13 protein-coding genes are annotated in these 14,753 nt (G+C 59.4%); 6 read left to right on the top strand and 7 right to left on the bottom strand.

Annotated elements, in window-relative coordinates:
* Window positions 1-42 precede the first annotated feature (42 nt).
* Window positions 43-825, bottom strand: a complete 783-nt coding sequence (locus tag M5G20_RS19760; RefSeq protein WP_273920436.1) for a PhzF family phenazine biosynthesis protein — start codon at window positions 823-825, stop codon at window positions 43-45.
* A gap of 19 nt (window positions 826-844) precedes the next feature.
* Window positions 845-1,315 (bottom strand): Cys-tRNA(Pro) deacylase, encoded by a 471-nt coding sequence (ybaK, locus tag M5G20_RS19755; RefSeq protein ID WP_273920435.1) that lies wholly within the window; start codon window positions 1,313-1,315, stop codon window positions 845-847.
* Window positions 1,316-1,654: 339 nt separating this feature from the next.
* Between ybaK and M5G20_RS19750 the strand changes: the two genes are divergently transcribed.
* From M5G20_RS19750 to glpD, 4 genes are all read left to right on the top strand, one after another.
* Window positions 1,655-2,506, top strand: a complete 852-nt coding sequence (locus M5G20_RS19750; RefSeq protein ID WP_273920434.1) for an MIP/aquaporin family protein — start codon at window positions 1,655-1,657, stop codon at window positions 2,504-2,506.
* A 75-nt stretch (window positions 2,507-2,581) separates the two neighbouring features.
* Window positions 2,582-4,087, top strand: a complete 1,506-nt coding sequence (gene glpK / locus M5G20_RS19745) for a glycerol kinase GlpK (protein WP_273920433.1) — start codon at window positions 2,582-2,584, stop codon at window positions 4,085-4,087.
* Between the two features lie 95 nt (window positions 4,088-4,182).
* Window positions 4,183-4,938, top strand: coding sequence for a DeoR/GlpR family transcriptional regulator (locus M5G20_RS19740; protein WP_046042004.1), 756 nt, complete (start codon window positions 4,183-4,185; stop codon window positions 4,936-4,938).
* A 257-nt stretch (window positions 4,939-5,195) separates the two neighbouring features.
* On the top strand, window positions 5,196-6,734 hold the full coding sequence (gene glpD / locus M5G20_RS19735) for a glycerol-3-phosphate dehydrogenase (RefSeq protein ID WP_273920430.1): 1,539 nt from the start codon (window positions 5,196-5,198) through the stop codon (window positions 6,732-6,734).
* A gap of 65 nt (window positions 6,735-6,799) precedes the next feature.
* On the opposite strand, the gene M5G20_RS19730 is transcribed toward glpD, so the two are convergent.
* The 3 genes from M5G20_RS19730 to M5G20_RS19720 form a co-directional block, all read right to left on the bottom strand.
* On the bottom strand, window positions 6,800-7,906 hold the full coding sequence (locus M5G20_RS19730; protein ID WP_273920429.1) for an NADH:flavin oxidoreductase/NADH oxidase: 1,107 nt from the start codon (window positions 7,904-7,906) through the stop codon (window positions 6,800-6,802).
* Window positions 7,907-8,174: 268 nt separating this feature from the next.
* The gene (gene recJ / locus M5G20_RS19725) at window positions 8,175-9,884 is read right to left on the bottom strand and encodes a single-stranded-DNA-specific exonuclease RecJ (protein WP_273920428.1); all 1,710 of its coding nucleotides are present in this window, start codon (window positions 9,882-9,884) and stop codon (window positions 8,175-8,177) included.
* Between the two features lie 55 nt (window positions 9,885-9,939).
* Complete coding sequence (locus M5G20_RS19720) at window positions 9,940-10,482, bottom strand: YaeQ family protein (RefSeq protein ID WP_273920427.1); 543 nt, start codon at window positions 10,480-10,482, stop codon at window positions 9,940-9,942.
* 147 nt (window positions 10,483-10,629) lie between these two features.
* Here M5G20_RS19720 and M5G20_RS19715 point away from each other — a divergent pair, with 147 nt between their 5' ends.
* Both M5G20_RS19715 and M5G20_RS19710 read left to right on the top strand, forming a co-directional pair.
* Complete coding sequence (locus M5G20_RS19715) at window positions 10,630-11,829, top strand: CaiB/BaiF CoA transferase family protein (protein WP_273920426.1); 1,200 nt, start codon at window positions 10,630-10,632, stop codon at window positions 11,827-11,829.
* Window positions 11,783-12,751 carry a TIGR02285 family protein gene (locus M5G20_RS19710; protein ID WP_273920425.1) on the top strand — a complete coding sequence of 323 codons (969 nt, stop codon included), beginning with the start codon at window positions 11,783-11,785 and terminating at the stop codon, window positions 12,749-12,751. Before M5G20_RS19715 ends, M5G20_RS19710 begins: the two co-directional genes overlap by 47 nt.
* Before the next feature lie 169 nt (window positions 12,752-12,920).
* On the opposite strand, the gene M5G20_RS19705 is transcribed toward M5G20_RS19710, so the two are convergent.
* Together M5G20_RS19705 and M5G20_RS19700 are read right to left on the bottom strand one after the other, a co-directional pair.
* Window positions 12,921-13,208 (bottom strand): DUF3509 domain-containing protein, encoded by a 288-nt coding sequence (locus M5G20_RS19705; protein WP_150733796.1) that lies wholly within the window; start codon window positions 13,206-13,208, stop codon window positions 12,921-12,923.
* Between the two features lie 162 nt (window positions 13,209-13,370).
* Window positions 13,371-14,741, bottom strand: coding sequence for a transporter substrate-binding domain-containing protein (locus M5G20_RS19700; protein WP_273920424.1), 1,371 nt, complete (start codon window positions 14,739-14,741; stop codon window positions 13,371-13,373).
* Between the last annotated feature and the right edge of the window lie 12 nt (window positions 14,742-14,753).

The raw sequence follows: 14,753 nt of genomic DNA, 5'->3' as shown, positions 1-14,753 counted from the left end.
TCTGTGAGAGCGAGACTGCTCGCTCTCACAGGGGACTCGTCGTTAGCCGAGCATCAGCGTTCCATTGGCGACAAGCGTCGCATTCCCGCCAATCTTCACCCGCTCCCCTTCCAGCCGACAAAACAACTCCCCACCCCGCGCCGAACATTGATACGCCGTCAAACTCGATTTGCTCAACCGCGCCGCCCAGTACGGAATCAGGCTGCAATGGGTCGATCCCGTCACCGGGTCCTCGTTGATGCCAATGGCCGGTGCGAAGTAGCGCGAGACGAAATCGTGCTTGCTGCCCCGCGCGGTGACGATGGCGCCCAACCATGGCAACCTGGCCAGCGCGACCATATCCGGCTGACAGTCGAGTACCGCCTGCTCGGACTCCAACACCACGAACAGTTCATTCGATCCCAACACATCGACGGCTTCCACACCGAGCGCGCGTTCTACATCCAGGGTCACGCCCACTTCCGACGGGATGATCGCCGGAAAATCCAGCCACAGGCGCCCACCCTCACGGGTCACACTCAACGGACCAGACTTGCAGGTGAAATCCAGACGTTCAACCGGCTCTTTGTAGATTTCAAACAGTACGTAGGCACTGGCCAGGGTCGCATGACCGCACAACGGAACTTCGGTGGTCGGAGTAAACCAGCGGATGTGCCAATCCTGGCCTTCACGTACCACGAAGGCGGTTTCGGCCAGATTGTGCTCGGCAGCGATTTTCTGCATCAACTCATCGGCGAGCCAGGCATCCAGCCGATAAACCATCGCCGGGTTGCCACCGAATGGCCGATCACTGAACGCGTCGACCTGATGAAACTCAAGCTGCATGAGATTTCTCCTTTAACGCTCAGGGGCGGCCGATATCGGCAAATTTCGCCTGGGTATGTTCGGCGAGCACGGCGGGAGCCAATTCGACTTCCAGACCGCGTCGACCGGCACTGACAAAAATGCTCGCGAAGGGTTGGGCCGAATTATCTATAAAGGTGCGCAAACGCTTTTTTTGCCCCAGCGGACTGATCCCGCCCAACAGATAACCGGTCGAACGTTGCGCTGCGGCGGGGTCGGCCATTTCGACTTTTTTCACCCCGGCGGCGTGAGCCAGACCTTTCAAGTCCAGACTGCCGACAACCGGTACCACCGCCACCAGCAGCTCGCCCTTCTCGCTGGCCGCGAGCAAGGTCTTGAACACCTGCGCCGGGTCCAGGCCGAGTTTTTCTGCAGCTTCAAGCCCATAGGACGCTGCCTTCGGGTCATGTTCGTAACTGTGCACTCGGTGTTCGGCCCGAACCTTTTTCAGCAAATCCAATGCGGGGGTCATGACAGCTCCAGACTGGGCGGCAGTAGAAAAAATCCTGCGCCGGATTCTAGGACATTGATCCGTAAAAGGCTCTAACCCGGCACCATTGAACATGTTGCCGGCCTTGATCAGTCGCGATCATTCACCGAACTAATAGTTTATTTGTGACCAATGGTTCACTTTCGACCTTTGACAGCGGCGTTTCTTGTCTATATTTTTTCGTTTATGAAACTGCTCGAAAAGTCTTACCGCAGTGCCCAGCTGTAAACCGGGAACAGGATGGGGATTCTGCCTCGGGGAAAAACGCGCTCTGACCATGATGGAAGGAAAGCGCCAGACAAGAAAAAAAATGAGGTTTCAATGACAACTGCTTTACAACAACCGTCGCTCTCGAGCCAATGCATGGCCGAGTTTCTGGGCACCGCGCTTCTGATCTTTTTTGGTACCGGTTGCGTCGCCGCGCTCAAGGTCGCTGGCGCCAGCTTTGGCTTGTGGGAAATCAGCATCATCTGGGGCGTCGGCGTCAGCATGGCGATCTACCTGACTGCCGGGGTTTCCGGAGCCCACCTCAATCCAGCCGTCAGCATCGCGCTGAGCATTTTTGCCGACTTCGAAAAGCGCAAACTGCCCTTCTATATTTTCGCCCAGGTCGCTGGCGCCTTTTGCGGCGCGCTGTTGGTGTACACGCTGTACAGCAACCTGTTCTTCGATTTCGAACAAACTCACCATATGGTTCGCGGTACCGAAGCCAGCCTTGAGCTGGCATCGGTGTTTTCCACCTTCCCCAATCCGAGCCTGTCCACGGCGCAAGCATTTCTGGTCGAGGTGATCATCACCGCCATCCTGATGGGCGTGATCATGTCGCTGACCGACGATAACAATGGCCTGCCCAATGGCCCGCTGGCGCCGATCCTGATCGGCTTGCTGATTGCGGTGATCGGCAGTTCGATGGGACCACTGACCGGTTTCGCGATGAACCCTGCACGGGACTTCGGCCCGAAACTGATGACATTTTTCACCGGCTGGGGTGAGATTTCCCTTACCGGCGCGCGCGACATCCCTTACTTCCTGATTCCGATATTCGCCCCGATCGTCGGCGCCTGCCTCGGTGCCGCGGCCTATCGCGGAATCATCGCCCGCCATCTGCCCGGCGCCGCACCTGCTACAAAGGACGCAACAACGGCCATTGACGGCAAACCAGGAATTTCTTGATACCGTTGGCGCATGATCCTGCCGAAAAGATCGCGCGCCAGACCTCACCCCCTTATTTCGTCCAAGGCAATCGACATGACCGACTCTCAGAATAAGAACTACATCATTGCCCTCGATCAGGGTACGACCAGCTCCCGCGCGATCATTTTCGACCGCGACGCCAACGTGGTCTGCACCGCTCAACGGGAGTTCGCGCAGCACTACCCGCAAGCTGGCTGGGTCGAGCATGACCCGATGGAAATCTTCGCCACCCAGAGCGCGGTGATGGTCGAGGCACTGGCGCAAGCCGGCCTGCATCACGATCAGGTCGCGGCCATCGGTATCACCAACCAGCGTGAAACCACCGTGGTCTGGGACAAGAACACCGGACGCCCGATCTACAACGCCATCGTCTGGCAGTGCCGACGCAGCACCGAGATCTGCCAGCAGCTCAAACGCGACGGCCACGAGCAGTACATCAGCGATACCACAGGCCTGGTCACCGACCCGTACTTCTCCGGCACCAAGCTCAAGTGGATTCTCGACAATGTCGAAGGCAGCCGTGAGCGTGCACGCAACGGCGAGCTGTTGTTCGGCACCGTCGACAGCTGGCTGATCTGGAAATTTACCGGCGGCAAAGTGCACGTCACTGACTACACCAACGCCTCGCGCACCATGCTTTTCAACATCCACACCCTGGAGTGGGATGCGAAGATGCTGGAGGTGCTGGATATCCCGCGCGAAATGTTGCCGGAAGTGAAATCGTCGTCGGAAATCTACGGCCGCACCAAAAGCGGCATCGCCATCGGCGGTATCGCCGGCGACCAGCAAGCCGCGTTGTTCGGCCAAATGTGTGTCGAAGCCGGTCAGGCCAAAAACACCTACGGCACCGGTTGCTTCCTGTTGATGAACACCGGCGACAAAGCCGTCAAATCCAACCACGGCATGCTCACCACCATTGCCTGCGGCCCGCGCGGCGAAGTGGCCTATGCGCTGGAAGGCGCGGTGTTCAACGGCGGTTCCACCGTGCAATGGCTGCGGGACGAGTTGAAGATCATCAATGACGCTCACGACACCGAATACTTCGCCAACAAGGTCAAGGACAGCAACGGCGTGTACCTGGTCCCGGCCTTCACCGGCCTGGGTGCTCCGTACTGGGACCCGTATGCCCGAGGCGCATTGTTCGGCCTGACCCGCGGTGTCCGCGTGGATCACATCATCCGCGCGGCACTCGAGTCGATTGCCTACCAGACCCGCGACGTTCTCGATGCCATGCAGCAGGATGCCGGCGAACGCCTCAAAGCCTTGCGCGTGGATGGCGGTGCGGTGGCGAACAACTTCCTCATGCAGTTCCAGGCCGACATTCTCGGCACGCAAGTCGAGCGTCCGCAAATGCGCGAAACCACGGCACTGGGTGCGGCCTACCTGGCGGGCCTGGCGTGTGGTTTCTGGAGCAGCCTGGACGAGTTGCGCGGCAAAGCCGTGATCGAGCGCAAATTCGAACCGACCCTGGACGAAGCGGCGAAGGAAAAGCTCTACGCCGGCTGGAAAAAAGCCGTCAGCCGCACCCGCGATTGGGAGCCACAGGAAGGGGCTGAATAAGCCAATACCCAGACGCGTATCTGGTTGTAACTGGCAGGGAGCGGATTCCTGCGGCATCATGGGCAAATTTTGCACGGCAGCCCAAAGGACGCCCCATGAATCTGCCTCCCCGTCAGCAGCAAATCCTCGAACTGGTTCGCGAACGCGGCTATGTGAGTATCGAGGAAATGGCCACGCTGTTCGTTGTTACTCCGCAAACCATCCGCCGCGATATCAACCAGCTCGCGGAAGCCAATTTGCTGCGCCGCTATCACGGCGGCGCGGCTTACGATTCCAGTGTCGAAAACACCGCCTACGCCATGCGCGCCGACCAGATGCGCGATGAGAAACAGCGTATTGGCGAAGCCATTGCCGCGCAGATCCCGGATCACGCCTCGCTGTTCATCAACATCGGCACCACCACCGAATCCATCGCCCGCGCGCTGCTCAATCACAATCACCTGAAGATCATCACCAACAACCTGCATGTGGCCTCGATGCTCAGCGCCAAGGACGACTTTGACGTGCTGCTGACCGGCGGCAATGTGCGGCGTGACGGTGGTGTGGTGGGCCAGGCGAGTGTCGATTTCATCAACCAGTTCAAGGTCGACTTCGCCTTGGTCGGGATCAGCGGGATCGATGAAGACGGCAGTTTGCTGGATTTCGATTATCAGGAAGTGCGGGTGTCCCAGGCGATCATCGCCAATGCCCGTCAGGTGATTCTCGCCGCCGACTCGAGCAAATTCGGGCGCAACGCCATGATTCGCCTGGGTCCGATCAGCCTTGTTGATTGCCTTGTAACCGATCAGCAGCCCTCCCCGGCGCTGGCGCAGTTGTTGAACCAGCACAAGGTTCGGCTGGAGGTTGTTTAACCACAACGAAGGTTGAACGACCCGCAAGAGCCGGCTTGCCGGCGATGGCGCCCTTGAGATCGCATCGCCAGCAAGCCGGCTCCTACAGTGCATCCCCCTCAAAAATGTTCGTAAATTTTCCTTTAACGGCCCTTCGATGAGTATTTTCAATCGAAGCTGACTGGCTGTGCGCGTCTTAATGGGCTAGTATTTTCGCAAATGAACATTTATGTTCGAATTCAAATACAGAAAATCAAAAAAACCCGAGGCCTTAGCCGATGCCCACTTCTACCTTGCCTACGCCCCCTCTCGCCGAGGTCTACGATATCGCCGTCATCGGTGGCGGGATCAATGGCGTGGGGATCGCAGCGGATGCCGCCGGCCGCGGCCTATCGGTTTTCCTTTGCGAAAAGGATGACTTGGCCAGCCACACATCGTCAGCCAGCAGCAAGCTGATCCACGGTGGCCTGCGCTATCTCGAACATTACGAATTCCGCCTGGTGCGCGAGGCCCTGGCCGAGCGCGAAGTATTGCTGGCCAAGGCGCCACACATCGTCAAGCAAATGCGCTTCGTGTTGCCGCACCGTCCGCATCTGCGTCCGGCCTGGATGATCCGCGCGGGGCTATTTCTGTATGACAACCTCGGCAAGCGCGAACAACTCCAAGGCTCGAAAAGCCTGAAGTTCGGTGCGGACAGCGCGCTGAAAAGCGAAATAACCAAAGGCTTTGAATATTCCGATTGCTGGGTCGACGATGCGCGCCTCGTTGTGCTGAACGCCATGGCCGCCCGGGAAAAAGGCGCCCACGTCCATACTCAGACCCGTTGTGTCAGTGCTCGCCGCACCAAAGGTTTGTGGCACCTGCACCTGGAACGCGCCGACGGCAGCCTGTTTTCGATTCGTGCCAAAGCATTGGTGAACGCGGCCGGGCCTTGGGTCGCCAAGTTCATCCGTGATGACCTGAAGATGGAATCGCCGTACGGTATCCGCCTGATCCAGGGCAGCCACCTGATCGTGCCGAAGCTGTACGAAGGTGAACATGCGCACATTCTGCAAAACGAAGATCAGCGCATCGTCTTCACCATTCCATATTTGAACCACTTCACCCTGATCGGCACCACCGACCGCGAATACACCGGCGATCCGGCTGCGGTGGCGATTACCGAGGGCGAAACCGATTACTTGTTGAAAGTGGTCAACACCCACTTCAAAAAACAGATCAGTCGTGACGACATCCTGCACAGCTATTCCGGTGTGCGTCCGCTGTGCAACGACGAATCGGACAACCCGTCGGCCGTGACCCGCGATTACACCCTCGCCTTGTCGGGCGCTGGCGAAGATGCCCCGTTGCTGTCCGTGTTCGGCGGCAAGCTGACCACGTATCGCAAACTGGCCGAGTCGGCGATGGCGCAACTGGCCCCTTATTTCTCGCACATTAAACCGAGCTGGACCGCCAATGCGCCCCTGCCGGGCGGCGAAGACATGACGACCCCGCAGGCGCTGAGCTCGAAAATCCGCGACAGGTTTGACTGGGTCCCGACTGAAATCTCGCGCCGCTGGGCCACCACCTACGGCAGCCGCACCTGGCGCATGCTCGAAGGCGTGCAGAACCTGAGCGATCTGGGCGAACACATCGGCGGCGGTCTCTATACCCGCGAAGTCGATTACCTGTGCAGCGATGAATGGGCCACCAGCGCCCATGACATCCTGTGGCGCCGTAGCAAGCTCGGCTTGTTCACCACTCCGGCGGAACAGGACAAGCTCAAGGATTACCTGAACCAGGTCGAGCAGAACCGCAGCAAGATCCAGGCGGCCTGATCGACCAGCCAAACTGAAAAGCCCCGCCTCTTGAAGGAGAGCGGGGTTTTTTATGGGTGCCCGATTTAGTCACGCAGGTCCGATTCGTGGATGGGTTGATCACGATGGGTGGCGCGTTGGTACTGCGCCGGCCAGATGGCCTTGCGGCCCCCGAGATCGTCGTCAGCGTGCAGCGGCCAGTACGGATCGCGCAACAGCTCGCGAGCCAGGAAAATGATGTCCGCCTGACAGGTGCGCAGAATATGCTCGGCCTGCGCCGGCTCGGTAATCATGCCTACGGTACCGGTGGCAATGTCGGCTTCTTTGCGGACACGTTCAGCGAAGCGCGTCTGGTAGCCGGGCCCGGTCGGAATTTCCGCGTTGACCGCCGTACCACCCGACGAAACATCGATCAGGTCTACGCCAAGGGCTTTGAGACGTCGCGCCAGCTCGACGGTCTCATCCGGGTTCCAGCCATCTTCTACCCAGTCCGTGGCCGAGACCCGGACAAACAGCGGCAATTCTTCAGGCCACACCGCACGCACGGCTTCAGTAACCTGCAACACCAGGCGAATGCGGTTTTCAAATGAACCGCCCCATTGGTCGCGCCGCTGATTACTCAGCGGCGAGAGAAATTGATGCAGCAAGTAACCATGGGCCGCATGCACCTCCACCACTTTGAAACCGGCGGTCAGCGCTCGCTTGGCTGCATCGACGAAGGCCTGAATCACATCGGCGATTTCACCATCGTCGAGCTGTTTGGGTTGAGTGTGCTGCGGATCGAAGGCAATCGGTGACGGGCCGACCGGCAACCAGCCACCGTCGTCAGGCTTTACGCTGCCATGCTTGCCGAGCCATGGCCGCCAGGTACTGGCCTTGCGACCGGCATGGGCCAACTGGATACCCGCGATGCCGCCTTGCGCGGCAATGAAGCGGGTGATGCGTTGCAGGGGTTCGATCTGTTCATCGTTCCAAAGACCAAGGTCTTGCGCGGTGATCCGTCCGTCGGCCGTGACCGCCGTGGCTTCGGTAAACACCAGCCCCGCCCCGCCGATGGCACGGCTGCCGAGGTGGACCAGATGCCAATCATTGGCCAGACCATCGACGCTCGAGTACTGGCACATTGGCGACACCGCAATGCGGTTGAGCAGGGTCAATTGGCGCAGGGTATAGGGTTCAAGCAGCAGACTCATGGGGCACCTCTCGAATCAGTGGTCAGGCTCCAGGGTTCTGTTTGAAAGTCGACGAGTGACAGGAAAAAGGTACAGCACCCGCCCCCGCGGGCAAAAAAATCGACAAGACGTCACAAGGATAATCAAGCAGTGCTTAGAGCCTAGTCGACATCGGGGGATGAGGGAGGGTTCAAGAATTGAAAACGCAGACAACCGGCAAACGATACCGCCCTTCTGTGGCGGGGGAGCTTACTCCCGCTGCAGAGCGCAAGCCCCCTCACCACAAAAGCTATCGCGGTTCGATGTGGGCAATCATCAGCTGAACGGTCTCATTGCCCCGGAACTCGTTCACATCGAGCTTGTAAGCCAGCTCCACCCACTTGATGGTCGGATTCGGCCAGACGTCCCGGTCGATACCGAAGGCGATGCCATCCAGTTTCACCGAGCCACATTCGCTGCGCAGCACGACCTTAAGGTGCCGTTCACCGACGACACGCTGCTCGACCAACTGAAACACCCCGTGAAACAGCGGCTCCGGAAAGTGCTGTCCCCAAGGACCGGCATGGCGCAACGCGCGGGCCAGTTCCAGGTGAAACTCCTCGACCGCCAGGGTGCCGTCCGACAGCAGGCGCCCGGTCAGATCCTCTTCGCGCAGTTGCCGACGAACCTCGGCATCAAACGCTTCGGCAAACAGCGGGAAATTCGCTTCGGGCAACGTCAGGCCAGCCGCCATCGCGTGACCGCCGTACTTGGTGATCAGGTTCGGATGCTGCGCCGCCACCACGCTCAGCGCGTCGCGGATATGAAAGCCCTGGACCGAACGTCCCGAGCCCTTGAGCAGACCATCGCCGGCATCGGCAAAGGCGATGGTCGGACGGAAGTAACGCTCTTTCATACGCGACGCGAGAATGCCGATGACGCCTTGGTGCCATTCAGGATCGAACAGGCACAAACCGAACGGCATCGACTCCACCGGCAGGTCCTTGAGCTGAGCCAGCGCTTCACGCTGCATGCCCTGCTCGATGGATTTGCGGTCCTGGTTCATGCCGTCCAGTTGCGCAGCCATTTCACGGGCGAGGCCGGCGTCTTCGGTCAGCAGGCATTCGATGCCCAGGCTCATGTCGTCCAGACGTCCCGCCGCGTTCAGGCGCGGGCCGACAATAAAGCCAAGGTCGGTGGAGGTAATGCGCGCAGGGTCACGCTTGGCCACTTCCAGGATCGCCTTGACCCCCGGTCGGGCACGGCCGGCACGAATACGCTCGAGGCCCTGATGCACCAGAATCCGGTTGTTGGCATCCAGCGGTACCACGTCGGCCACGCTGCCCAGCGCCACCAGATCGAGCAACTCACCGATGTTCGGTTGCGGCTTGTCCGCATACCAGCCGAGCTCGCGCAACCGCGCGCGCAAAGCCATCAGGACATAGAAAATCACCCCGACGCCGGCCAGGGCCTTGCTCGGAAATTCGCAGCCGGGCTGGTTCGGATTGACGATGGCGTCGGCCAATGGCAGCTCATCGCCGGGCAAGTGGTGATCAGTGACCAGCACGTTCAGCCCAGCCTTCTTCGCCGCCGCCACGCCTTCGACGCTGGAGATGCCGTTGTCCACGGTGATCAGCAAGTGTGGCTGGCGCTCCAGCGCCACCGCGACGATTTCCGGCGTCAGGCCGTAGCCGTAGTCGAATCGATTGGGCACCAGGTAATCGACATGCGCTGCGCCCAGCAGGCGCAAACCCAAAGTGCCCACGGTACTGGCCGTTGCGCCGTCAGCGTCAAAGTCGCCGACGATCAGGATCCGCTGACGCTGCTCAAGCGCGATCACCAGCAAGTCCACCGCCGCCTCGATGCCTTTGAGCTTCTGGAACGGAATCAACCGCGCCAGGCTCTTGTCCAGTTCGGCTTCGGACTGCACGCCCCGCGCCGCATACAGGCGGGTCAGCAAAGGTGGAATATCACCGAGGAAGGGCAAGGTGTCGGGCAGCAGGCGAGGTTCAATGCGCATGGGGTGACGGCAGCTTCTCTAGGTTACGTAGGATAAATCGGGGGATGACGCAGCCTCAGCCGCGCTCGCCCAGCAGCCAGGTCAGCTGGACTTCGTGTTGACCGCGATCGTCGGTCACGAAAATCGTCCCTTCGCTGATCATCACGTCCCACTTGATGACGCGGGGCATGTCTTTGGCCAAGGTTTCCAGCACTTCCTGAGGCACGGCGGCGATGTTCACGTTCTTCAGGTTTTTCACCGCCGGCACCACCTTACCTTCCCAGACGCGCAGGCTGCCGTAAGCCAGCAGGCTGGTGCGCTCGGTGCGACGCGAGCACCAGGTCAGGCGATCAACATCCGGCTGGCCGACTTCGATCCAGTGCAGGACGCGGTCATCCAGGCTTTTTTCCCACAGGGCCGGTTCATCCACGTCTGACAGACCACGGCCAAAAGACAGTTGCTCGTTGTACCAGAGGGCGTAGGCCAGCAGGCGCACGGTCATGCGCTCTTCGGTTTCCGAAGGGTGACGGGCGATGGTCTGCTTGACGCTCTCGTAGACGCTGCGGTCGAGGTCGGTGAGGTTCAGTTCAAACTTGTAGGTCGTGGACGGCTGGGCCATGAACGGGCTTCTTGATACGGGGAAAGGCGGCAAGTCTAACCGATGCAGCCACCAATCAACGAATAGAAGGCGATCTACCTCGGGCGCCTGACGGTCGGCTATGTTAAAACGCTGTATTCGCTCAACCCTTGCCCTACAGGATCCCGTATGTCGTTGACCGCCAAACCGCTTTCAGGCCTGAAAGTCATTGAATTGGGCACATTGATTGCCGGTCCCTTCGCTTCGCGCATTTGCGCCGAATTCGGCGCCGATGTGGTCAAGGTCGAATCCCCGGACGGCGGCGATCCGCTGCGCAAATGGCGCAAGTTGTATGAGGGCACGTCGCTGTGGTGGTTTGTGCAGGCGCGCAATAAAAAGTCCCTGACCCTGAACCTCAAGCATCCCGACGGCCTGGCGATTCTGAAAAAGCTGCTGAGCGAAGCAGACATCCTGATCGAGAACTTCCGACCCGGCGTCCTGGAAAAACTCGGCCTGGGCTGGGAGGTCTTGCACGCGTTGAATCCGAAGCTGGTGATGGTGCGCCTCTCGGGCTTCGGCCAGACCGGCCCGATGAAAGATCAGCCGGGGTTTGGCGCGGTCGGTGAGTCCATGGGCGGCTTACGCTACATCACCGGTTTCGAAGATCGCCCACCGGTGCGCCCCGGCATCTCCATCGGCGACTCGATTGCCGCACTGTGGGGCGTGATCGGCGCGCTGATGGCTTTGCGGCACCGCGAGGTCAACGGCGGCCAGGGCCAGGTGGTGGATGTCGCGCTGTACGAAGCGATCTTCGCCATGATGGAAAGCATGGTCCCGGAGTTCGACGTGTTCGGTTTCATTCGCGAACGAACCGGCAACATCATGCCCGGCATCACGCCCTCTTCGATCCATACCAGCGCCGACGGCAAGCATGTACAGATCGGCGCCAACGGCGATGCGATCTTCAAGCGCTTCATGCGGGTCTTGGGGCGCGAAGACCTGGCCAACGATCCCGTGCTGGCCAGCAACGATGGGCGTGACAGCCGCCGTGACGAGCTTTACGGCGTCATCGATCGCTGGGTCAATTCGTTGCCGCTGGACAAGGTCATTGAACTGCTGAATCAGGCCGACGTGCCGGCCAGCCGGATCTTCAGCGCCGAAGATATGTTCAGCGATCCACAGTACCTCGCCCGGGAAATGTTCCTGCAGGCCAAACTGCCGGATGGCAAAGATTTCAAGATGCCGGGAATCGTGCCGAAACTCTCTGAGACACCCGGTGATTGTGAATGGGTCGGGCCGCAACTGGGCGAACACAACGCGCAGGTACTCCAGGAACTTGGCTATGACGCGTCGCAGATCACACAACTGCGCAAAGACGGAGCCATCTGAGCTGAAGCGTCTGGTTGCGCAACTCATCGAGCACTGCCTGTGGCGGAACGGACGAGCATTGCGCGCTATGGCGGGCGTGCTTCTGATAACCGCCACGGCGCCCTCGGCGTGGGCGCAACCCAAAGAGTCGCTGGTCTGGCTCAAGCGCGATCTGCCACCGCTGTTCATTTTCGACGGACCGAAAAAGGGTCTGGGGATCATCGATCAACTGCTGACCAAACTGATCGCCGGCATGCCGCAGTACCAACACAGCGTGATGCAGGTCAATCGCGCGCGCGGCTCGCAGATGCTTCGTGAGCCCTCTCTGACCTGTGATGCAGCTTTGAACTGGAGCAAGGAACGCGAAAGCTGGGTTGCGTTCTCCATCCCGGTTTTCCGCGCCATGAGCAATGGCCTGGTCGTGCGCCGGGTGGATCGCGAAGTGCTGGCGCCGTTCCTCAAGGAGGGCGAAGTGGATCTGGCCGCCCTGCTGGCTACCGGCACTGTAACGCTGGGGATTGTCGCCGAACGCAACTACGGCGAGTACCTGGACGCCATGCTCAAACAGGCCCCGCCCGAGGCTCTGACGCTGCATTACGGCAATGACGCACTGGGCAGTCTCCTGCAAATGCAACGCCTCGGACGCCTGCGGTTGCTGCTGGGTTATCGCCCGGAAATCCGCTATCAGGCGCAGCAGCAAGGGATCACTGAGGATGAACTGCAGTTCTATCCGATTCGCGGCACAGGCAAGTACTTGTCCGGGTACATCGGTTGCACCGACACGCCTAAGGGTCGACAGGTCATCACCGAGATCAACCAACTGTTGCGCACCCTGCCTCGTGACTACCTGAGCGAGGCCTACGCGGCCTGGCTCGACCCGGAAAGTCGCAGCGAATATCTGCAAGCCTCGCGACAATTTTTCGAGCAACAGGCAGGGTACTGACAAATTCCGGACAAAAGAAACCCCGAGAAGTGGGGAGACGACTCGGGGTTAAACGCAGTCTACATAAAGACCGGTAGCAGCAAGCTACAAGCACCGGAGCACAATGCTTGATCCTGCTGTTAGAGGGTCTGACTGAACTTGGTGCAGGAAGGTTCCCACAAAAGACAATTCAATTTCGGCTGGCCAACAGCTTGTCCTGAGCGGCATTGCGTAACGCCGCGATCACACAAGGCTCCAGGCGCCCTTCCGCAATCAGTACATCGCGGTGCAAACCGTCGACCACATCGGTCAACAATCGCTTGTCACTCAACTGCGCCTGATTGAATTTGCGATCGACCACCACTTCGCCGGTCGCGTTCTTCAATGTCACACGGCATTCGCCATGAATGCCTGCCGGAGTCAATGTCACCTGATACGGGCTCAGAGCCTCACCGAGCAAGAGACTGATACTTTCCATCTCGATCACCACTCAATAGTCCGAAAACAAAGTGCCTGGGGCATGTCTACAGTAAATGACCGCCGGCCCGAGAAGAAAGTTCTGAATACCGAGTGCACACAAATATTCGTCTCTGGTCGATAGAGCATGCATGGCAAAGATGACAGAGAAAAAACTGTCCTGTCACGTCTGTCGGGGTCGGCGTTCGATTTCAGTCCACCCTCCCTGCAAACCCCGCAACTGCCCATCCGCATTGTAAAACGGCACGGTCCACTGGTAGATAACGCTGAGGCCATGTTTGAACATCAATTGCCGCTCGCTGAAGCGTGGCTTGCGCGTCTGCAGTTGAGCCATGAACTCGGCATGCAAAAGCTCGGCGGTCTCTCGAGGCAAGACTTCCAGCTCGTTCAACCGCTGTCCGCGCATCTGATCAAAACGGGCCGACAGGCTTTCCTCATAGCTTTTGTTGCACACGATCAAACGCCCTTGCCGATCGCAAACAAACACCGGGTCGGGTATGGCGTCCATCAATGCGTGCTGGAATGCCAACTGATCGCGAAGACCCTTCTCGGCGCTCAAACGCTGCTCAATCACAATGGCCAATCGACGATTCCAGACCAGCGATAGCAGTGCAAACACGCTGACGATCAACAATCCCACGCAAACCTGCCTGGTGATCCCCTCCCAGATTGAGGATGTGCTTGCCGGCGCAACGGCATAGAACCATTTGTGTCGCAGCGCGCGCAGTTCAACGGGCGCAAACGCCTCCAGCGCTTTGCTGAGGATGCTCAATAGCTGAGGCTGCCCTTTGCGCACAGCCAGGTAATCCGCGTCCCATTTGCCTTCTAGCGCCTCACCGACCTTGAGTCGGCCCGACGGATAGAGCCGCGCTCCGATTTCATTGTCGATGGTCGCATACGCTTCGCCGCTCTCAACCAGTGCCCGGGCTTCAGCATGGGTTTTGACCGAACGCACTTCGATAGAAGGGTAATCACGACGAATCACGGCTTCCAGCGCATGTCGCGTCGGCAACACCAGCACCTTTTTCGCCAGTTGCTCCAGCGATTGCACCTCAGGAGCCTCTGCGTGCCCGACAAACACCCAGCCAGCGCCACCAAAGGCATGACTGAAATCCAGAAAGGCCCTGCGCTCGTCGTTCATGGAGAGCATCGTGCTCATGTCGGCGGCGCCACTCTCCAGACGATCGAGCAACTGCTCGGTGGAAAATGTCTCGTCGTAGACGAACCGCAACCCGGTCATGGCGCTGATGCGTTGCAGCACATCGTTATGGAAACCGCTCCAGCGACCGTGCTCGTCCTTGAACAGATACAAAGGGTACTGTGTCGACGCGACAACCACTTGTGAATGCCCGACCAGCCATTCGCGCTCCTGTGCATCAAGCTCGATCAGCGGCCCCGGCCCCGGCCCCGGCACCGCTGCCACCTCAGCCGCATAAGCGACCAATTGCGCCGCCAAAGCGCCTTGGGCCAGCCCCAGAAGGGCAAGCCAGAATATCCAGCCAACCGCTGGCTTCATCACTGCTAAATACTGCATTGCCACATCCTT

The organism is Pseudomonas sp. TNT2022 ID1044 (assembly GCF_028656895.1).
Classification (GTDB): domain Bacteria; phylum Pseudomonadota; class Gammaproteobacteria; order Pseudomonadales; family Pseudomonadaceae; genus Aquipseudomonas; species Aquipseudomonas reinekei.
Note: the sequence above shows the minus strand (reverse complement) of the source record. Positions and strands in the feature narration are given on the sequence as shown.